Source organism: Pseudomonas sp. AL10 (assembly GCF_029960685.1).
Taxonomy (GTDB): domain Bacteria; phylum Pseudomonadota; class Gammaproteobacteria; order Pseudomonadales; family Pseudomonadaceae; genus Aquipseudomonas; species Aquipseudomonas lactis.
The window spans coordinates 47,517-67,090 of sequence record NZ_JASBQZ010000030.1 but is presented as its reverse complement, the minus strand read 5'-3'; the positions used below and the strand labels follow the sequence as shown (position 1 = coordinate 67,090).

The window sequence follows — 19,574 nt, the reverse complement described above, 5'->3', positions numbered from 1 at the left end:
GTCGAATTCCGGCCAGCGTGGTTTGACGGGGCGCCTAAGATCAAAAGCAGATCAAAAGCAGATCAAAAGCAAGATCAAGAGCTGCTCGCTTCGCATCGTGGTTACCGTTGAGCGCTACAGATACCTATGGTGCGATAACGATAAGCCAACCCATGATGTGCTGACTGTTCGTTTGCTATCGCAGGCAAGCCAGCTCCCACAGGGTTTTGTGGCAGCTGTTAGACGACGAACCTGGCCACCATCCCATTCAAGTCCACCGCCAGCCTCGACAGTTCATGGCTGGCCGCGCTGGTCTGGTTGGCGCCCGCCGCCGACTGGGTGGCCAGGTCACGGATGTTGACCAGGTTGCGGTCCACCTCGCGGGAGACCTGGGCCTGTTCTTCCGACGCGCTGGCAATCACCAGGTTGCGTTCGTTGATCAGGCTGATGGATGCCGTGATCTGTTCCAGTGAGGCGCCGGCTGCGCGTGCCATTTCCAGGGTGGTCTGGCTGCGCTGGTTGCTTTGTTGCATGGACTGCACCGCCTCACCGGTGCCGTTCTGGATGCCGGCGACCATTTTCTCGATTTCCTGGGTCGACTGCGCGGTGCGATGGGCCAGGGCGCGCACTTCATCGGCGACCACCGCAAAGCCGCGTCCGGCCTCGCCGGCACGGGCGGCTTCAATCGCCGCGTTGAGCGCCAGCAGGTTGGTTTGCTCGGCAATCGCGCGGATCACATCCAGCACCTTGCCGATATCCCGGCCCTGAGCGGCCAAGCCTTCAATCATCGCGGAGGTATTCTGTACGTCCTGGGTCATGGTCTGGATCGCGCCGACGGTTTCCATCACCCGATCACGGCCTTCCCGCGCCGCCTGATTGGACTGCCCGGACGCCTCGGAGGTGGAAACCGCGTTACGCGCCACCTCCTCCACTGCCGCCGTCATCTCATTGACAGCCGTGGCGGCCTGGTCGATTTCATTGTTCTGCTGTTGCAGGCCACGGGACGCTTCCTCGGTGACCGCGCTCAACTCTTCCGCCGCCGAAGCCAGTTGCGTGGCCGAGCCGGCGATGTGCTGGATGGTCTGGCGCAGGCTGGCTTGCATGGTCGACAGCGCACTGAGCAACCGCGCCGGTTCGTCCTTGCCATCGTCCTCGATGGTTTTGCTGAGGTTGCCGGCGGCAATGGTTTCAGCCACTTCCACGGCCTTGCGCAGCGGGGTCACGATGCTGCGGGTCAGCAACCAGGCCAGCAGCACGGTGAGCAATGCCGCCACTATAGAGACCGCCACCACACCGGTGATCGCGCCCTCGTAGCTTTGCCCGGCATCTACGTCGGCTTGCTTGGCGTCGGCCGCATTGATGGCGATCAGCTTGTTCAATTGCTCGCCCATCTGATCGGTGCCTTCCTTGATGCGGCTGTTGATCAGTGCGCGCATCTCATCGACCTTGCCTTGTTTGGACAATGCCACCATCTCAGCCTGGGCCTTGAGGTAATTATCCAGGGTCACGCCAAAGGTCTTGTATAGCGCTGCCTCCTCCGGGCCGGCAGGCAGCGTGGCGTATTTGGCCTGCGCGGTCTTGACCTTGTCAGCCAATACGCCAATACGGGTTTCGGCTTCCTGCAAGGCGGCAGGCTCGCGGTTGACCAGCACGCGAAACGACAGGATGCGCATGCGCAGCACGTTTTCGGTGATGGTGCCCAGGTGAGTCATGCTGGGCAGTTGGTTGGCGCTCATGTCCTGGGAGGCTTGGCGCATTTGCGTCATACGGTTGACCGCAAACACGCCCAGCAGCACCACCAGAACCGCAATGAAGGCAAAACCGATAAACGCGCGAGGGGCAATATTCAGGTGACGGAGGGACATAGGGCTGCTCTCAGAAGTAGTGTTTGCGAGCGTCCTTGCCGCGAAACGATCCGTCAGCGTCAACGCGCTGCCCAGACCTTGGTCACCACTGTTGTCGTTGTAGTGTGGGCCTATGCTTGATATCGGCTGGGCCATGGCTTTAGCGCAGGGTCTTTATAAATATTTTTTTACACTTCAGGCGCCTGGCACTTTCTGGCATCCTGCGCCTCCATTTTCTGACCCGAGCCATCATTTTGTCTGACGCTCAAGCCCCCCGCCCGCGCTATAAATCCGACCTTATGTACGGCCTCGAAGACCGCCCGCACTTCACCGCCGCGATTTTTGCCGCGTTGCAGCATGTGTTGGCGAGTTTTGTCGGAATCATCACGCCCACGCTGATCGTGGGCGGCGTACTGGGGCTGGAAAGCGAAGTGCCGTACCTGGTGAGCATGGCGCTGTTCGTGTCGGGGCTTGGCACCTTTGTACAGGCACGCACCTTCGGGCCGGTGGGCTCGGGGCTGTTGTGCCTGCAAGGCACCAGCTTTTCCTTTATCAGCGTGATTTTGAGCGCAGGCTTCATGGTCAAGGCCCGGGGCGGCGGCACCGATGAGATTCTCTCGACAATCTTTGGCATCTGCTTTTTCGCAGCGTTTATCGAAGTGGTGCTCAGCCAGTTCATCGGCAAGCTGCGCAAACTGATCACCCCGGTGGTGACCGGCACCATCATCACCTTGATGGGCTTGTCGCTGATCAAGGTGGCGGTCACCGACATGGCCGGCGGCTATGGCGCCAGCGACCTCGGCGCGGCGGGCAACATGGGCCTGGCGGCGTTGGTGCTGCTGACCATCGTGGTGCTCAACCGCTTCAACAACCCGTTCCTGCGCCTGGGTTCGATCGTGATCGGTTTGACCCTGGGCTTTGTAGTCGCGTGGCTGCTGGGCCGCGTCGACATGGCCGCTCTGCCCCAGGTGCCGCTGATCAGCGTGCCCGTGCCGTTCAAGTACGGTTTCTCGTTCGACTGGGTGGCGTTTATCCCGGTGGCGGTAATCTTCCTGATTTCGCCCCTGGAAGCGGCCGGTGACCTGACCGCCAACTCGATGATTTCCCAGCAACCGGTCAAGGGCCCACTGTATATCAAGCGTATCAAGTCTGGCCTGCTGGCCGACGGTCTCAACTCTGCGATGGCGGCCACCTTCAACAGCCTGCCGATGGTGACCTTCGCCCAGAACAACGGCGTGATTCAATTGACCGGCGTGGCCAGCCGCTACGTGGCCTACTTCATCGCCGGCCTGCTGGTGCTGCTGGGGCTGTTTCCGATGATCGGCGCGGTACTGCAACTGATGCCCAAGCCCGTATTGGGTGGCGCGACTCTGATCATGTTCGGCACCGTGGCCGTGGCCGGCATCAAGATCCTCGCTGAAGCGGGCCTGCATCGACGTAATGTGCTGATCGTGGCGATTTCCCTAGGCATGGGCCTGGGCGTCGCCGCCGTGCCGGAAGTGCTGCGCGAGCTGCCCAAGGCGCTGCACAACATATTCGAATCGCCGATCACCGTGGGCGCATTCTGTGCAATCCTGCTGAACATTTTCCTGCCCGAAGAGTTCATAGAGCTGGAAGAAGATGAATTCGAGCCGGAGTCCTCTACCCTCAAGGTCATGCAGGACCCGGACGTCACCCAAAAGTAGGAGCATTTCTTTATGCGCAAGCTCATGGTTGTATCGCTGTTGCTGCTGACCTTGAGCGCCTGCGCACTGTTCCCCAACCGCGACCCGGTGAACATCAATGTAGTAGGCATCGAGCCGCTGCAAAGCCAGGACCTGGAAGTGCGTTTTGCGGTGAAGCTGCGGGTGCAAAACCCCAATGAAGCGGCAATCGACTACAACGGCGTGGCGCTGGATCTGGAGGTCAATGGCCGGCCACTCGCTTCTGGCGTCAGCGATCAGGCTGGGAGCATCCCACGCTTTTCTGAAACCGTACTGATGGTGCCGGTCAGCGTTTCGGCGTTTTCGGTGTTGCGCCAGACCCTGGGCCTTAGCCAGACCCAAAGCCTGAACAACCTGCCCTACGTGCTGCGCGGCAAATTGGCGGGTGGCCTGTTTGGCACCATGCGTTTTGTGGAGCGTGGCACCCTGGACTTACCGAACACTGCCACCTGGTAAGTGGCTGAAAACCACATGTGGGAGCTGACTTGCCTGCTCCCACAGGTTGATTGCGTTCAGTCAGTGATATAGCGAACGCCTGGCTTGGCGCGCTCGTCGACCACCAATTCAAAAATATCCGGCCTGGCGTAATGCCCCACTACGTCGTAGTCGTAGCGGGCCCGCACCAACTGATCAGTATCGATCTGCGCCGTCAACAAACCCGCTTCGCCCACCAACGGCCCCGCCAGAATATCGCCCATGGGTCCAACGATCACGCTGCCGCCGGCAATCAACGGACGGTCCACCGGCCAGTTGGCAACCTCCACACCCAAGGCTTCAGGCGATGCCTGCACCTGGCAGGCGCTGACCACAAAGCAACGCCCTTCATGGGCAATATGGCGCATGCTCACCTGCCACATGTCGCGCTCGTCCACGGTGGGTGCACACCACACCTGGACGCCCTTGGCGTACATCGCGGTGCGCAGCAACGGCATCATGTTTTCCCAGCACACCGCGCCGCCGATACGCCCAACCGCGGTGTCAATCACCGGCAGGGTCGAGCCGTCGCCCTTGCCCCAGATCAGCCGCTCGGTGCCGGTCGGCATCAGCTTGCGATGCTTGGCCACCAGGCCGCCCGAGGGTTCGAAATACAGCACGCTGCAATACAGCGTACTGCCACTGCGTTCAATCACGCCCAGCACCAGGCTGGCACCGGTACGCGCCGACATCCCGGCCAGCGCCTCGGTCTCTGGCCCCGGTACGTCGATGGCGTTGGCAAAATACCGCGCAAAGGCTTCCCGGCCCTCGGGCAGGCGATAACCCAATTGCGTGCCAAAGCTTTCGCCCTTGGGATAGCCGCCCAGCAACGCCTCGGGCATGACCACCAAGTGCGCGCCACTGCGCTGGATTTGATCCTCATAGGCCAGGATCTGCGCCAGGGTGTCAGCCTTGCCGCCAGGCAAGGCGCCGATTTGCAGGGCTGCGACAGTCGATACGGGCATCAGGCTTACTCCGATAGATAGGGGTTGCCCATTCTCTGGCCAGACTCGATCATGAATAAAGCCCACCTCAGTGCTAAATGATATGAGCCAAATGAATATCGCCCAGGTTGACCTCAACCTGCTCAAAACCTTCGAAGCCCTGCACGACGAGTCCAGTGCCAGCCGTGCGGCGCTGCGCCTGGGTGTGACGCAGTCGGCGATCAGCGCGGGCTTGCGGCGCTTGCGTGAGCTGTACGGCGACCCTTTGTTCGTGCGCACCGGACGCGGCCTGGCGCCCACATTGCGGGCCAACCAGTTGAAACCGGTGATCAGTGAGGCATTGGATCGCTGCCGCCAGAGCCTGGCGATGATCAGCCCTCAAAACCTGCACTACGAGGGGCGCTCGGTGGTGCTGGGGCTGTCGGATGACTTCGAGATTGCCTATGGCCGAAGCCTGATGGAGGCCATCGCACTGCGCCTGCCCAAGTTACGGGTGATCTTTCGCCAGACCTACAGCCAGATCGTCGCCGCCGCCCTGCTCGACCGCACGCTGGACCTGGCCATCACCGCCGGCGGTTTTACCGAGCGCCGGCTGAGCCGACAGGTGCTGGGGGAAGGTGACTATCGTTGCCTGGTAGACCCCCATAGCCTGGCGCCGGGCCAGGAGGTCATCGACCTGCAGGGGTTTGTCACACGCGAGCATGTACTGGTGTCGTCAGGCGGGTTTATCGGCATTACCGATGAAGGCTTGGCGGCGCACGGGTTGCGCCGCCACGTCTGCGCGTCCACCAGCCACTTTGCCGCGCTGCCGTATCTGCTCAAAGGCAGCACCGCAGTAGCAACCATTCCCGGGCATGCGGCCCACGCCATTGCGCAAATGACCGGCCTGCGCGTGCTGCCCTGCCCGCTGGCGCTGCCGCATTACCCGGTGGAGTTGGGCTGGCGTACCCAAGCTCAGCTGGACCCGTTGCTGCTCAAGGTGCGCGAAGCGATTGTGGCGTGCTTTACTTCGCCGCCGCCATCAGCTTGTTGACTTCACTGCGCACCATGTTGGAAAACTCCGGCGGCGACATGCCGTCGAGTTCGGCACGTACCCATTCGGCCCACTTGCCCTTGCGCTTGGCGCGCTCACCGAACAAGCGTGCGGCTTCGCCCTTGGCCTTGCCCAGGTTGGTTTGCCACAGGTCGTAGAGGCGCGACTTTTCATCTTCCAGCTCGGCGCGTTCGGCGAGGGTCTTGTTGGCGAGATTGAAGCTCATGTTGAATTACCTGCTGCACAAATAGGTGACATCTTACACTGTAGGCCCAACGTTCCCGATCCGGTTTTTGCCTCGGATGAGCGTGTGGGGAAAAAAACTGCAACTTTTGCCTCCCCCCGATACTCCATTGTTCACTGCCACATCCACCTGCAAGGAGTCACTCAATGGCCCGCAAAACCGCCGCCCAAGCTGTCGAAGAGCAAATCAAGGACCAAGCGTTCAGCGAACTGAGCGCGTTGATCGAAGAGTCGGACAAACTGCTCAAAAGCAGCGCATCCCTGGTGGGCGAAGAAGGTGAAACCCTGCGCGAGCAGGTTGCCATCAAACTCAAGCAAGCCCTGGAATCGGTGTCCAACGTGCGCGAACGCAGCAAGCCGGTCGTGGATGCCACCGAGACTTATATCGGTGGGCACCCATGGCAGACCGTGGCCATTTCCGCAGGCTTTGGCCTGGTGGTCGGCCTGTTGCTGGGTCGCCGTAACTGATCCATTCAGGCTGCGCCCCCCGCGCAGCCTGTTTCACCCCGCCGCCAACGCCCTCAACTCGCGCAACGCCTGCGCATCCAGTTCGATCCCGGTTTCCTGCGACTTCGCCCGCGTACGATGGCGTCGGTCCCCCGGCAATCGACGCAACCCCGCCGCATGCATCTGCCGCACCAGCTCCTGGCTGCGTTGGGCGAAGCTTTGCCCAGCGGTTTTACTCGGGTCGATCACGATCAGAAGCTGGCCTGTCCACGGCGTGCGCGCGCCTGGGTGGTCCGTCCAATCGAATTCAAAAGAGAAGTTGCCGCCCGTCAACGCTGCCGCCAGCAACTCCACCATCATCGACAGTGCCGAACCCTTGTGCCCGCCAAATGGCAACAGTGCGCCGCCTTCCAGAATGGCTTTAGGGTCCTGGGTCGGCTGCCCGAGGCTATCGACGCCCATGCCCGGTGACAACCGCTCGCCTTTGCGCGCGGCGATTTGCACGTCGCCATGGGCGATGGCGCTGGTGGCCAGGTCAAACACAATCGGCGCACCGTCGGCCCGGGGCGCCGCAAACGCGATGGGGTTGGTGCCGAACAACGGACGATCCGCGCCGTGGGGCACCACGCAGGTCATGCTGTTGACCACGCTGAGTGCCACCAGCCCCTCCTCGGCAAACGGCTCGACGTCCGGCCACAGGGCAGCAAAGTGATGGGAGTTATGGATTGCCAGCAACGCGATGCCGGCGCTGCGTGCCTTCTCCACCAGCAACGGGCGCGCCGCCGCCAGGGCCGGCTGGGCAAAACCATTGCCCGCATCGACGCGCACAAAGCCTGAGGCCACATCGGTCACGCTGGGGACGGCGGTGCCGTTGACCCATCCACTGGCCAGCGTCGAAAGGTAACCGGGGATGCGAAAAATACCGTGACTGTGGGCACCGTCACGCTCGGCACTTGCGCAGTTGTGCGCAAGAATCGCAGCAACCTGCGCCGATGTGCCGTGCCGAACGAACACCTGATGAAGTAACTCCTCCAGTTCAGCGAAGCGGATCGAGGCACAAGCGGTGGCAACTGTCGGGGACTGCGCAGACATTTGAAGCTCCGTTTTTATGATTGGAAGGGGCAACGAATGGGACATCCAGACCCTCGATTAAACACCACGCACGCTCTGCGTTGTCAACGTGCGCAGCGCTGAATATTTACCGCCTTGCACCACGGACGCCTGCCTACCCTGTGCTTTTCCTGGCACGCCGGAGACAGGCTGTGGCTCGCTTAACGCCCCCGTATTTCTTCCCTGAGTTTCTCAAACCCCAAGGCAAAGCCTCGCCCACTGCTCGTGAACGTACGCTGGGGCTCACCGCCAAAGACCTTGATTGGCTGTACAACCTTTACCTGGCTACCGACGAGTCTCGGCAGGACACAAGCCGGCATGATCACCCCATGCGTGTTGAAAAGGTCCTGATCAACATTTCCGGCAAGCCCCCCATTCCCCTTGCCGGCGCGTTCGCGATCAGCCCGACACCCGACGCCGCCAAGGCATTGCTCTACACCCCGGATAACGGCATACAGGTCTATGACAGCCACGCAGCCCTGCTGAGCGAATTGATCGAGCAATTGGAAGACCCACTGCAGAGCGCCCCTTTGCTGAGCTACCTGTCGATGGACCAACGCAATGCGCTGGGCGCTGAAACGCCCATGGTGTTGACCACTCAGCTCATCGAAGGTGAAGTCATGCCGGAGCAAGCACGCATGCTCCAGGCCTGCCAGCTGGATAACGTCAAGGCCATGCTCGTCCACCTGCAAAAAACCCCGACCTTGCCTGACATGCTCGACACGCTGCTGAGCGTCATGGCCCGCCCCCATTTCAAACACCTGGATCAACGGGACACACGGGTCAATGTCTTAACCCGCGAAGCTGAGCAAGCAACGCCACGTTGGGTCAACTCGCAGACCTTGAGCGAAGCGCTGCTGCAATTTTATGTGCGTCACAGGTGGCCCAAAGGGCAGATACGCGAATACTCGAACCCAAAACATGACACCACTGGCTTCACTGCCTCCGAACAGGAAGAAGATCACCGGCGTTGGGAGGCCTTGATCGAACAAAGCTCCAGTACTTTCTCGAAGCTGTTGGAAAGCCTGTTGCAGACCTACTGGAATGAAGATATCGACAGCGGCACCTCGCGCGTGGATTTTTTTGCTCAAGGCGTGGCGCAGAAGTTTCGCCTCGATGTGTTGCTCAAGCGCCAGGGCGAGATTATTACCGCCGAGGAAAGCCACGCACTTCAGGCCCTGTTCCTCAGCGACCAAAGCGCCCGCAGCGCCCATGCCGAAAACCTCAGCGTGGAAAAGGTGCGCCTTTATGCCCCTCATCAACATTACGTTGAACCAGCGAGCACCTTGATGATCACCGAGCACCACGCGTACCTCTACACCCAATCGCGCGGGTTACAGGTGCTGGAAAACCTCGACGACCTCAAAGACCGGTTACTGAGCATGCTCAAGGCCGAAGGCTACGAGGACGAATGGCTCAACTTCCTCTCATTGGATGAGCGCGACACGCTGCTCGGCCTGGACCCGATCACCATCGCGGCAAGGCCGATACCCGGCAATGTGTTCGTGACCTTGGTACAAGACATTGCGCGCAAGCAAACGGACAACCTTAACCACGCTCTGGAAATCTACCGGCGCAGCGATGGCCAAGTGGACCTCACAGCCCTGCTGGACAGTGCCCTGGACGTACGTGCCTTGCTGGACAATCAACTGGCCACACTAGAGACCAACGGGCGCTGGACCTTGCATCCGGTCACCCGTGGTAATGGCCGCCCTACGACCGTCAAGGCCGAGCGCGCCCGGCTGCAGCTTCAGAACCTGCGGGCGATTGAGCGTGCGCTGGCGATGGAGCGCGCGCACCACCCGACCTTACGTAGCATCGTCGCTGACACGCTCAACGCTGAACTGCAACTGCAGCAACAGTCAGTCAAAGCCGAAGAGGTGTTTATCAATACCTACGCCACGCGTGCCCAGGAGCGTGAAGAGCGTGCGACAGTGCAGTCATTGAGCATGCTTGAGCACTTCATTGAACGTCTGGCCCAAGAGGCGCCTGCGGTGCCCTTCTCGTCCAGGACGAAGTTCTATACGCGGGGCGAAGGCAATGTCTTCGTGCAATTGCCAAGCATGACGCTCAAGACGTTCAACACCGTCATCGAGCGCGTCCTGCTGCTGTTTTCCAAGCACGCCATGCGCCAGCAACCCCATGAGTTTCTGGTCAAGACTCACGCCAAACACGCCCACTCGATGCTGGTGGGGTTACGCAGCGAAGCCGAGCTGAGGTCGCTGGATAAAACCCTGGCGCCCACAAGCCAGGCCATTCTCGACACGCTACTTCAGCCCGACAGTCTGTCGCGCTTGACCCGCCATGGCCTTAACGGTTTTTTGCCGGATGCCTATGGCTTGACGCTGGACCTGAACGCCGTCGATACGCCACAACCGCTGGCCAATATTTTTGTCATCACTGAGCGCGGCGGTCTCGACCCGCAGCGCTCGGGCCAGGCGCTGCTCTGGACCCCGCGCCTGGGCTACGAAGTCTTTGCCTGCGTCAGCGACCTGCGCGATGAAATCACCCAACGCCTGGCGCACCCGCTCAACAGCTTGAGCCTGCTGGAGAACCTGCCGTTCTGCTTGCGCGAGCCCCATCAGGCCTTTCGCCAGGGGCCGCTGCAACGTATCGATCAGGACCTTTTGAATGACCGAGTAAACAGCTACAACGACGCGGTCATGGCGGGCGTTGATCACTTGCTATCCATGGGCCTTGGGGCCCGCGCCTTGCAAGACCGGTTGGACGCCGTCATCGAACAGCCGCCGCCCACCAACCTTGGCAGGGCGATCACGCTGGCCGATGCCATGGTCAACCAGCAGGCACTGCCGGTGTGGCTCGGCATGGCGCCGCCTCAGGAGCAAATCCACCAGGCCGAGCTTCTGGAGCAGTACTGCAACAACGCCGGCGAGGAGCACGACTACCTGCATGACATCCAACCCATCCGCGCGTATGCCTTAACCACGCTGACGGCGCTGCTTGAGGCGCGCTTTCCCGGCAAGGGGCTCAACCCCGATGACATCCTGATCCCCACCCATGCGGTGCTCGATGTGAATGTCGACAACCTGACCGACTTTGCCTTGCGGCACTGGCCAAACCTGACGGCGCAACACATCCGCCCGCGCTCACGCACCGCCAAGCCATTACCAAAAGCCCTGGACGCCAGTGCGGTGATACAAATGGTGCGACAGCTGGACCTCAAAAGTGCTTATCAACAACGGGTGCGAAGCCAGCTTGAAACAAAAACCGACGATGCGCGCCAACGCAGACGCCTGTTTTGCCGCCAATTGCCTTGGCAAGCGTTGCAGTGCGCCCACGAACACAGCTTGCAGGAACGCCTTTCCACCCAGGCGTTAAGCCTGGTGCAACAGATTTTCGATATGCCGGACGCCATGGCCCGCGCCTCACTCAGTGGCGCCACGGCGATGATTCGACCGCTGGAACTGATCGCCACCGAAGGCGCCAGTACCGCCAAAGTGCTGGGCGTGTACCTGATCGGCCCGCAGAGTCCCGGCGATGGACCATGGGTGCTTTACGCGCCGTACAGCGAACAACATGTGTTCAAGGAATATACGGATGAAACGGCCCTGCTCGATGAGATACAAAGGCCGGGCGCACTGCAGGACTGGGTGCTTATGCACCTGGAAGATCCGCACCAGGCCACTTACCGCCACTTGCTCAAAGACAGTCGCCATCGCCCCTCCGATATCAGCCTGGCCGCATCGCCAGTGGCGGGCAATGTGCTGCATTACCTGTTCAGTGAAAATACATTGATGTTGCTCAAGTTGCTGGGAAGCCAATTCGAAGAAGGCGCCAAGACCTTGTGGGACCATGCGACCCGCTTGTTCGGCAAGGAAATCCCCACGGCGGTACAGTTCATGGCGGGCAAACTCGCCTACCCGCTGGTGGTATGGCGCAGCTACACCTTATTCAAGCGCTCGGCCGACGCCTTGCAACTGCACCAGTGGAAGGCTGCGCTCAAGGATTTCGTCAGGGGCGTGGCGCAGATGGCCGCCCTGCGCAGTGCGCTGGACGGCACCGCCCTTGCACCGCCCACCGAAAAGGAGCGCTCGCTGGCCGAGCTGACAGACACGTCACTGCCCGCCGCCACCACCCTCGACACCTGGCATATCACCAGCCCTTCGCGCACCCGGCTGCAGCCGTTCGAGGCACAGGATGTGGCATTGCAAGACCTGAAAAAAAGCAGGCTCAGCCAGGTGTATGAAGACCGCAAAGCCTCGAAATACTACGTGCCGCTGGCCGGCAAGGTGTATAGCGTCAAGAAAGCCGCACAACGCTGGCGCCTCGCCAACGATGAGCAGGTTGGGCCGTACATCGGTCGCAATACGCAGGGCATATGGGTACTGGAGCTGGGCGACCAAGAGCCGCGCTTCGGCAGGGCTCAGTCATACCTCAAGACATGGCGAAACGAAGCACGGGATATCAATATTGAAGCGGTGGGCATCCGCGATATCGGTGCGTTGACCTACTGGAAAGCCCAAGCCATCACCGAAGCGCTGAACTTTGCGACTTATTACGCGCTGAACTGCCGCCGCAACGTCGCGCAATTCGCCACACAACGCGACCCGAACAGCCGGGTTGGGCGCTTTTTGGGAGAAATGTTCGGTGTCGTCACCCTGACGCCGGACCAGGTTTCGAAAGTCACCAAAATAATCGACGAGATAATCAATGAGCTCACCGACCCCAGCTTGACCGGTCCAAATTCCATGCGTTTTGTGGTGGGCACCAGCCGACAGGATCCCGCATCGGATTATGCGTTCATGATTCCCGCCGACAGAGAGCGAAAACTGTATCTGCTGAGCCGCTTCTTCGACCCCAATCTGGACGTTTATCAGAACCGCTTGCTGGAAAATGTGGCCTTCAACATATCGACGCACGCCAGGGCCAGTACGCTGATTCACGAATTGACGCACTTGAAGCTGGACACCGTAGACATCGCCTACCTGGACAGCATGCGGCCCTTCCCGGACTTGATCAATATCCAAAGGCCCGGCGCCGCAGTGCTTAAAACCACCCTGGAAGATCTGCGCAGCACGGCGTTATCGACGATGACGCCTGCAACCATGCTGTTCAAGACTCAAGACAGTCTCACCGAGCTGTGGGAGGATTTCCAGCCAGGCTCGGCAATTGAAAAGAAAATTTTCAAGGCGACGGGCGCCAAGACCTTGCAGGACGCCAGGGTCATCTTCATGTCGGTACCTGACAAACGCATTGATACCATCCTGGCCAACGCAGACTCAGTGACATACCTGATCACCCACCTTGGGCGCTACCTGGAGCCGGGAGCCTGAGCGGCCCCCGGCAGGAACATCAGTCTTTCTGGTCACGCAGCACATTGCCAGAAGCGCCATCGATGCGGGCTTCATATACGGTGCCATCGGATTTGCGGCCTTTGACTTCCCAATAGCCATTGTCATCGGCTTCAGCGGCGTAGACTTCAACGTAGCCGGCCTTGGTTTTCGCCACCTCGATGGCTTTTTCAATGGTGATCCAGCCTGCACCCGGCTTGTCGGCCATGGCGGCGCCAGCGCTCAACAGCGCGGAAGTAGCACACAGGGCGATCAAGGTTTTCTTCAACATTTTCGTACTCCATAGTGGACGACAGGTTAATTCCTGATTTTTTAGGCGCACGCAAACAAGAATAAGTTCCAATTGATGTGCAATCGCCATGATGCGGTTCTCGCCGTCTACCTTGGGAGGTTAGAATGTGGGAAATCAGGATGAGTTAATGAGCGAAAAGCCCCTTTCAGAAACCGAATATGACGCCATCACCGACGCCGCCGCGCATTGGTGCATGCGCCTGCATGCTGTAGATTGCACAGCGGGCGAACGTCAGGCTTTTACCCAGTGGCACGATGCTCATCCGCTGCACGCCTTCGAATATGCGGCCATGCTCGAGATCTGGGACGTGGCCGATCTTCTGCCTCGCGAAAAGCCTGACGCGGTGGTGGTGCCCCTCAAGAAGCCGCGCAGCCGCCTGCGTACCTACGCGGTAGCCGCAGCGGTGTGCCTGGCGGCATTGCCGCTTGCCGCCTTCACCGGCTGGGAAGCGGGCTGGTTGCCCAGTTCCTATGAACGCTTCGAAGCCGCCAATGGCTTGAAAAAAGTCACCTTGGGCGATGGCAGCCAAGTGGAGTTGAACCTGGGCACCGAGTTGGTCTACAGCCACTACAAGGACCAGCGCCGGGTCACCTTGAAAAAGGGCGAAGCGTTCTTCAAGGTCGCCCACGACAGTAACCACCCGTTTATCGTACGGGCCGGCGAAGGCCAGGTGCGAGTGACCGGCACGCAGTTCAATGTCTGGGAATATGAAGACCAGGTGCGGGTGCTGTTACTGGAGGGCTCAGTGCAGATTTCCAGCGACGGCGAGCATGCCAGTGTGCCGCTGAGCCCTGGCATGCAAGCCAGTTTCCGCCAGGGTGACGCCACCCCGCAGGTCGCCGCTATTAATCCCGATGACACTGCGCTGGCATGGCGCCAGGGCAAACTGGTGCTCGACAACCTGACCCTGACGGACGCCCTGCCCCTGATCAACCGCTACCTGAAAAAGCCGGTGATGCTCGCCGACGCCAGTACTGGCGCGATTCGCATCGGCGGTATCTACAACATCAACGAGGTCAACAACCTCGTGCCCTCCCTGCCCAAGGTGTTGCCGGTCTACCTGACCCAAAACCAGGACGGCAACCCGGTGCTCAATTCCATTCCGCGTAAAACTCCCAAGGGCTGAGCCCGCTCGCACGAACGGGTACGTTTGGGCCGCGGGTGTCCATTTTTGAAACACCTGCCTCGCCTGCATCGCACGCCGTGTGCGGATTCATGGTTCTGTCACAGGCAGTGTTACATCGCTGAGACAGCGTGAGGTGAGTACAGGCATATCTCAAGCGCTCAGGGCTGTTTCAAAGCTGAAACAGAGTTGCCATCACTTTGCCTCGACTTAAGCCCAACCCCTTGAATAACAACATCTAATAAAAAGCGGCACGCCTCCTGCTCCTTCCCTGATAACGCTGTTTAGGGTCAGCGTGAAGAATAAGGACTGCCGCCGTGAACACACTCACACACGCCTCGTCGATAAACGTACTGCTGATCAGCTGTGTGCTCAGTGCCGGTGTCAGCCTGACGAGCCAGGCAGGTGACGGCGTGATCGTGACCGGGCGCACCGTGCAAGGCCATATGTATGGGCGTACCTCGCTGCCCGACCCCTACCCCAACACTGCCAATGCCAACCCCAGCAAAGAGATCAACAGCGCCCTGACCGGCGAACTCAGCGACAGGGACATTGGCGGCATCAGCAGTGGTTCCAGCCTTGCCCGCACCCTTCAGCCCAATGGCAGCTTGTCGGGCCTGGGCGCCACCCAAAACAGCATGTCGACAATTGGCGCTGGCGCAGCGGCCGGCCACGGTGCGGGCAGCGGCAGCAGCATGGGCGGGCAGATCAGCGACTCGATCCAGCGTGGCATGGCGCCGCTCAACAATCTCGGCAGCATGATGGGGGGCAAGTGATGAAGCGCGCCCTGTTGATAGTCGCCCTGCTGGGCAGCGCCACGGCCATGGCCGACAACACTGCCGTGATCAACAACAGCGGCCAGCAGTACGACGGTGTGCTGTCGGTCAACCAGGCCGCCGGCAACCAGCAACAAATGTCCAACAGTCGCGCCATCGCGCTCGGTGGTCAGGCCACCAACGTCGACATTCAGCGCGTCGACGGCAAGGTCGACCCGTCCCTGAACGCCAAGGCAGCGATCCAGGGCAACTCATTCAGCAGTGGCAACGGTGTGCTGGGCATCAACCAGGCGGCCGGGGCCAATAACCAATCCATCAACGCTGTGCGGATCAGCCTCAACCCTGGCCCGCAGAGCATCGATGACAGCGTCCTGTTGCAACAGAACACGACGACGCTGGCAACCGACTCAGGGCTCACCCCCACCACTGGCAGCCGCCAGGTCGTGACCAGCGACCAGGCCTTCACCGGCAGCCGAGGAGTGACACAGGTGAACCAGAGTGCCGGGGTGGGGAACCGAGTGGCTAACACCCTGGGCATCACTATCAAGTAACCGCTTGGTAGACGTTCGTTAGACCGTACCAACACTTAACCAACTAATTAGAAGCAAGGAGAAACACCATGAAACCTCAAATGGCTCTGAAACCAATGGTTTTCGCTCTCGCCGCACTCATGGCTGCTGCTGCTCAAGCGGGTGGCTGGCATCCAACCCCACAACCCACCGGTACCGTGGCCGCTGTCGTCACCGATGTGCAAAAAAGCGAACACAACAAATTCGACGACACCAACACCGAGAACAACGCATCAGCCGACAACTCGGTAAATAGCAACAGCGGTAATGTCGGGGTCAACGCACAATCAGGTTCCGGCAACCAGGCTGACAACGCCGGCGCCATCTCCAGTGCCAAAGGCGACTTCGCCACCGTGTTTGCCGTGATTGATGTCGACCAAGGCAGCTCGCATAACAACTTCGTCAATAAAGGCACGCAAAACAACGCCTCCCTGGACGGCTCCATCACCGGCAACTCCGGCAACGTGGGTTACAACGGCCAGGCCGGCCAGGGCAACCAGGGTAAAAACAACCTGGCCATCACCACCGCTGACGGCAAGAACATCGCAGCGGCCTCCAACACCGAGCAGAACTCTCTCAACAACAGCTACCTGAACACGGCCGCCAGCAGCCATGGTTATGGCAAGCCTCAATACGTGTCCAACAACGCAAGCCTCGACAACTCGGTTAACCGCAACTCCGGCAACGTAGGTGTCAACCTGCAATCGGGTGCGGGCAACCAAGGCAGCAACAGCCTGTCGATCGGCCAAGGTTGCAGCGTCTGCGCCAGCGGCGTGCGCTTCTGATCCAACGGGGCCTTGGCGACAAGGCCCTTTTTTTTCCAGTGTCCAACAGGTCATTCGATCATGCGTATCGCGACCCTCACCCTCTTGATGTTGCTCACCGGCACGACCTGGGCAGGCACCATGGCGGTTTCCGCCATGCCCGGTGGTGCGGTGATTTTCAAGAAGGTCGAGAGCATCCGTGAACGCAGGTTCGCCAACCTGGTGGAACAGAAAACCGATTTCAGCTGCGGTGCCGCGGCACTCGCCACCATCCTGCGCCAGGCCTATTGGCTGGACGTCGACGAAGCACACATCATCAAAGGCATGCTGGTCACCGCCGACCAGGACCTGGTACGAACCCAGGGTTTTTCCATGCTGGACATGAAGCGCTACCTCGAAAGCATCGGCATGCGTGCCCGGGGCTACAAGATCGCGCCCGAGACCCTGCTGACCGTGAAAATCCCCGTGGTGGTGCTGCTGGAAATCCGCGGCTACAAGCACTTCGTGGTGTTGCAACGGGCCGACAAGGACTGGGTGTACATCGGCGACCCCGTATTGGGCCACAAGCGCTATTCCCATGACGATTTCGTCAAAGGCTGGAATGGCATTGTCTTCGCCGTACTGGGCGAGGGTTACGACAAGGCCAACGTGTTGCTCGACCCGCCCCTGCCGCTGACCGCCAAGAGCCAGATGAATGAGTTCCGGCCCGTGGGCGATGCCGAGCTGATGGATTTCGGTTTTATCCAGAGCGACTTCTTCTAGAAGCGCAATAAGGGGCAGGACGCCCCAGGAGCAGCAGATGAACACTTCCCGTTGGCTGACGGTCTTGTGTCTGGCCGCCTCAATGCCTGCTTATGCGTCCTCGGGGTTCAAGCCCATCGAACTCAAGGACGCCGAAATGGCCGAGCTGCGTGGCCGTTACGTGATGCCGGGGCGCATCATCAGCTTTGGCATTGTCATGAGCAGCACCTGGACCAATGCCGAAGGTAGCAACATCACCGGCACGGCCAACATGCAGATCGACAAGACCACCATTACGCCACAGTTCTACGTGCAAACTACCGGCTCGACCGGTACCGGCACGCGCCCCAACACAGGCACCGGAAATGTGGTCGGTGGTGCCGGCCTCGGCAGCGGCCAGGGCGTGACCCAAAGTGTACGCACCGCCGGCGATGGCAACGCCGCCTACAACAATGTGGGCATCAACGTCGAGAATGGGGTTACCCCCGCCAATAACCTGCAGTCCGGCCAGGTGCTGGTGGCTGGCGGCACAGTGACCGGCGCCAGCGCCGCGGGCCGTGTCAGCGTTTCGGCAAACAATGCCGGCGTGCAGATGGCCATCCAGGCCAATCACAACCAGGGCAACAGCCTGCAACAGATCGGCGCGGGGAACGTGCTGCAGGGCACGGTTTTGACCGGCGATAGCAACCTTGTCAGAAACATCACCCAGATCAATGTTGTGATGAACAATAACGGGCTGAACAACGCCGCGTTGAACTGCAACCTGGATCAACTTAAAGGCCTACGCACGCTCGGTTATTGAACTACGCTGACCCTCGACACTTACGCATTAGAAAAGGACGGCTTATTTCATGCATCGATCGTTATCGCTACGTGCGGTGGTTTGTTTGAGTACGCTCTTGCCCGCATCCGTACTGTATGCCGCGCCAGACGCTGACATCGAAACCCTGAAGAAGGAACTGCTGGAACTCAAGCAACGTTACGACGTGCAGCAAAAAGCTCTGGCGGTGCTGGAGCAACGTGTGCGCCAGGTCGAGGACCAACCGGCAACGCCTGCCCCCAGGCGCCTGGCTAAATCACCTGCCGACTTCAAGAACGGCGCTAACGCTGTCGCGGCCAGCGGTACGGGCGCAGCCGCGGCGTCCGGAGGCGCTGGCGGAGGTGGCAGCTCCTACGGCCAGGCCCTCAAGGACGACTCGGCCCCTGCGCAAAGTGTGAGCAACCTGTACAACGAAGCCAGCGGCTTTTTCGGCAACGGCAAGTTCAGCGTGGAAACCGGCATCACGTATGCCCGTTATGACGCGCGCCAGTTGACGCTCAATGGTTTCCTGGCGCTGGACTCGATCTTCCTGGGCAACATCAACCTGGACCGGATCAAGTCCGACAGCTGGACCCTGGACCTCACCGGGCGCTACAACGTCGACAACCGCTGGCAGTTCGACCTGAACGTGCCGGTGGTGTACCGCGAGTCCACCTACCAGTCGGGCGGCGCCGGCAACGACGCCACGGCCACCTCCGAAGGCTCCGTGACCCGCGACCCGACCATCGGCGATGTCAACTTTGGCGTGGCCTACAAGTTCCTCGACGAAACCCCGACCTTGCCGGATGCGGTGGTGTCCGTGCGCGTCAAGGCACCGACGGGCAAGGAGCCTTTCGGCATCAAACTGGTCAAGCAACCGAACAACGACAACCTCTACGTGCCCGAAAGCCTGCCGACGGGCAACGGGGTCTGGTCTGTTACGCCGGGCATTTCCCTGGTCAAGACCTTCGACCCGGCCGTGTTGTTCGGTTCGTTGTCGTACACCCACAACTTTGAAGACTCTTTCGATGACATCAGCAGTGAAGTCAATCAGAAGGTGGGAGGCAAGGTGCGCCTGGGCGACAGCTTCCAGTTCGGGGTCGGCGTAGCGTTTGCCTTGAACGAGAAGATGAGCATGTCGTTCTCGGTGTCCGACCTGGTGCAACGCAAGAGCAAGCTCAAGCCGGATGGCGGCGACTGGCAATCGGTGGTGTCCAGCGATGCCAACGCCGGCTATTTCAACGTGGGCATGACCATTGCCGCCTCGGATAACCTGACCATCGTGCCGAACCTGGCGATCGGCATGACCGATGATGCGCCGGACTTTACGTTCAGCCTGAAATTCCCGTATTACTTCTGATTGGCTTGCCCGCAGGCGTTGTGTCAGTTGCTGCATCTGTGACTGCACTACCGCTTTCGCA

At 60.2% G+C, this 19,574-nt stretch carries 17 protein-coding genes; 12 read left to right on the top strand and 5 right to left on the bottom strand.

All coding sequences use genetic code 11. The annotated features are described in order from the left end of the window. Positions 1-218 precede the first annotated feature (218 nt). Positions 219-1,844 (bottom strand): methyl-accepting chemotaxis protein, encoded by a 1,626-nt coding sequence (locus tag QK296_RS21895; RefSeq protein WP_034135476.1) that lies wholly within the window; start codon positions 1,842-1,844, stop codon positions 219-221. 233 nt (positions 1,845-2,077) lie between these two features. Between QK296_RS21895 and QK296_RS21890 the strand changes: the two genes are divergently transcribed. Beyond that, positions 2,078-3,508, top strand: a complete 1,431-nt coding sequence (locus QK296_RS21890; protein WP_032901653.1) for a nucleobase:cation symporter-2 family protein — start codon at positions 2,078-2,080, stop codon at positions 3,506-3,508. Positions 3,509-3,520: 12 nt separating this feature from the next. Then, complete coding sequence (locus QK296_RS21885; RefSeq protein WP_014718730.1) at positions 3,521-3,982, top strand: LEA type 2 family protein; 462 nt, start codon at positions 3,521-3,523, stop codon at positions 3,980-3,982. 56 nt (positions 3,983-4,038) lie between these two features. Here the strand turns inward: QK296_RS21885 and QK296_RS21880 are convergent, their stop codons facing one another. Continuing rightward, on the bottom strand, positions 4,039-4,965 hold the full coding sequence (locus tag QK296_RS21880) for a carbon-nitrogen hydrolase family protein (protein ID WP_019817808.1): 927 nt from the start codon (positions 4,963-4,965) through the stop codon (positions 4,039-4,041). 91 nt (positions 4,966-5,056) lie between these two features. Here QK296_RS21880 and QK296_RS21875 point away from each other — a divergent pair, with 91 nt between their 5' ends. Continuing rightward, complete coding sequence (locus tag QK296_RS21875) at positions 5,057-5,977, top strand: LysR family transcriptional regulator (protein ID WP_034135473.1); 921 nt, start codon at positions 5,057-5,059, stop codon at positions 5,975-5,977. On the opposite strand, the gene QK296_RS21870 is transcribed toward QK296_RS21875, so the two are convergent. After that, positions 5,949-6,203 carry a hypothetical protein gene (locus QK296_RS21870; protein WP_003190904.1) on the bottom strand — a complete coding sequence of 85 codons (255 nt, stop codon included), beginning with the start codon at positions 6,201-6,203 and terminating at the stop codon, positions 5,949-5,951. The genes QK296_RS21875 and QK296_RS21870 overlap by 29 nt on opposite strands. 164 nt (positions 6,204-6,367) lie before the next feature. Here QK296_RS21870 and QK296_RS21865 point away from each other — a divergent pair, with 164 nt between their 5' ends. Then, positions 6,368-6,688: a DUF883 family protein gene (locus QK296_RS21865; protein WP_003190903.1), complete on the top strand. Its 321-nt coding sequence runs from the start codon at positions 6,368-6,370 to the stop codon at positions 6,686-6,688. 33 nt (positions 6,689-6,721) lie between these two features. On the opposite strand, the gene QK296_RS21860 is transcribed toward QK296_RS21865, so the two are convergent. After that, complete coding sequence (locus QK296_RS21860; protein ID WP_003190901.1) at positions 6,722-7,759, bottom strand: Ldh family oxidoreductase; 1,038 nt, start codon at positions 7,757-7,759, stop codon at positions 6,722-6,724. 170 nt (positions 7,760-7,929) lie between these two features. Here QK296_RS21860 and QK296_RS21855 point away from each other — a divergent pair, with 170 nt between their 5' ends. Beyond that, on the top strand, positions 7,930-13,071 hold the full coding sequence (locus QK296_RS21855; RefSeq protein ID WP_169855327.1) for a DUF6543 domain-containing protein: 5,142 nt from the start codon (positions 7,930-7,932) through the stop codon (positions 13,069-13,071). Between the two features lie 19 nt (positions 13,072-13,090). Here QK296_RS21855 and QK296_RS21850 read toward each other — a convergent pair whose 3' ends face one another. Beyond that, positions 13,091-13,360 (bottom strand): PepSY domain-containing protein, encoded by a 270-nt coding sequence (locus tag QK296_RS21850; RefSeq protein WP_003190899.1) that lies wholly within the window; start codon positions 13,358-13,360, stop codon positions 13,091-13,093. A 148-nt stretch (positions 13,361-13,508) separates the two neighbouring features. On the opposite strand from QK296_RS21850, the gene QK296_RS21845 reads away from it, so the two are divergent. The 7 genes from QK296_RS21845 (at position 13,509) to QK296_RS21815 (ending at position 19,513) form a co-directional block, all read left to right on the top strand. Continuing rightward, positions 13,509-14,507, top strand: coding sequence for a FecR family protein (locus tag QK296_RS21845; RefSeq protein ID WP_169855326.1), 999 nt, complete (start codon positions 13,509-13,511; stop codon positions 14,505-14,507). Between the two features lie 314 nt (positions 14,508-14,821). Then, positions 14,822-15,280 carry a hypothetical protein gene (locus QK296_RS21840; RefSeq protein WP_003190896.1) on the top strand — a complete coding sequence of 153 codons (459 nt, stop codon included), beginning with the start codon at positions 14,822-14,824 and terminating at the stop codon, positions 15,278-15,280. Beyond that, entirely contained in the window at positions 15,280-15,831 is a 552-nt protein-coding gene (locus QK296_RS21835; protein ID WP_003190894.1) for a hypothetical protein, read from the top strand. Before QK296_RS21840 ends, QK296_RS21835 begins: the two co-directional genes overlap by 1 nt. A gap of 68 nt (positions 15,832-15,899) precedes the next feature. Next, positions 15,900-16,634 carry a hypothetical protein gene (locus QK296_RS21830; RefSeq protein WP_003190893.1) on the top strand — a complete coding sequence of 245 codons (735 nt, stop codon included), beginning with the start codon at positions 15,900-15,902 and terminating at the stop codon, positions 16,632-16,634. A gap of 60 nt (positions 16,635-16,694) precedes the next feature. Then, complete coding sequence (locus tag QK296_RS21825; RefSeq protein WP_057709899.1) at positions 16,695-17,375, top strand: C39 family peptidase; 681 nt, start codon at positions 16,695-16,697, stop codon at positions 17,373-17,375. 37 nt (positions 17,376-17,412) lie between these two features. Beyond that, complete coding sequence (locus tag QK296_RS21820; protein ID WP_169855325.1) at positions 17,413-18,156, top strand: hypothetical protein; 744 nt, start codon at positions 17,413-17,415, stop codon at positions 18,154-18,156. A gap of 49 nt (positions 18,157-18,205) precedes the next feature. Continuing rightward, positions 18,206-19,513 carry a hypothetical protein gene (locus tag QK296_RS21815; protein WP_003190888.1) on the top strand — a complete coding sequence of 436 codons (1,308 nt, stop codon included), beginning with the start codon at positions 18,206-18,208 and terminating at the stop codon, positions 19,511-19,513. Positions 19,514-19,574: the final 61 nt, after the last annotated feature.

What these genes read in the sequence shown, in the direction of transcription:
- QK296_RS21825 (WP_057709899.1), top strand. Translation starts at nt 16,695, where the DNA reads ATGCGTATCGCGACCCTCACCCTCTTGATGTTGCTCACCGGCACGACC.
- QK296_RS21860 (WP_003190901.1), bottom strand. Translation starts at nt 7,759, where the DNA reads ATGTCTGCGCAGTCCCCGACAGTTGCCACCGCTTGTGCCTCGATCCGC.
- QK296_RS21880 (WP_019817808.1), bottom strand. Translation starts at nt 4,965, where the DNA reads ATGCCCGTATCGACTGTCGCAGCCCTGCAAATCGGCGCCTTGCCTGGC.
- QK296_RS21845 (WP_169855326.1), top strand. Translation starts at nt 13,509, where the DNA reads ATGAGCGAAAAGCCCCTTTCAGAAACCGAATATGACGCCATCACCGAC.
- QK296_RS21820 (WP_169855325.1), top strand. Translation starts at nt 17,413, where the DNA reads ATGAACACTTCCCGTTGGCTGACGGTCTTGTGTCTGGCCGCCTCAATG.
- QK296_RS21870 (WP_003190904.1), bottom strand. Translation starts at nt 6,203, where the DNA reads ATGAGCTTCAATCTCGCCAACAAGACCCTCGCCGAACGCGCCGAGCTG.
- QK296_RS21850 (WP_003190899.1), bottom strand. Translation starts at nt 13,360, where the DNA reads ATGTTGAAGAAAACCTTGATCGCCCTGTGTGCTACTTCCGCGCTGTTG.
- QK296_RS21830 (WP_003190893.1), top strand. Translation starts at nt 15,900, where the DNA reads ATGAAACCTCAAATGGCTCTGAAACCAATGGTTTTCGCTCTCGCCGCA.
- QK296_RS21885 (WP_014718730.1), top strand. Translation starts at nt 3,521, where the DNA reads ATGCGCAAGCTCATGGTTGTATCGCTGTTGCTGCTGACCTTGAGCGCC.
- QK296_RS21835 (WP_003190894.1), top strand. Translation starts at nt 15,280, where the DNA reads ATGAAGCGCGCCCTGTTGATAGTCGCCCTGCTGGGCAGCGCCACGGCC.
- QK296_RS21875 (WP_034135473.1), top strand. Translation starts at nt 5,057, where the DNA reads ATGAATATCGCCCAGGTTGACCTCAACCTGCTCAAAACCTTCGAAGCC.
- QK296_RS21815 (WP_003190888.1), top strand. Translation starts at nt 18,206, where the DNA reads ATGCATCGATCGTTATCGCTACGTGCGGTGGTTTGTTTGAGTACGCTC.
- QK296_RS21895 (WP_034135476.1), bottom strand. Translation starts at nt 1,844, where the DNA reads ATGTCCCTCCGTCACCTGAATATTGCCCCTCGCGCGTTTATCGGTTTT.
- QK296_RS21865 (WP_003190903.1), top strand. Translation starts at nt 6,368, where the DNA reads ATGGCCCGCAAAACCGCCGCCCAAGCTGTCGAAGAGCAAATCAAGGAC.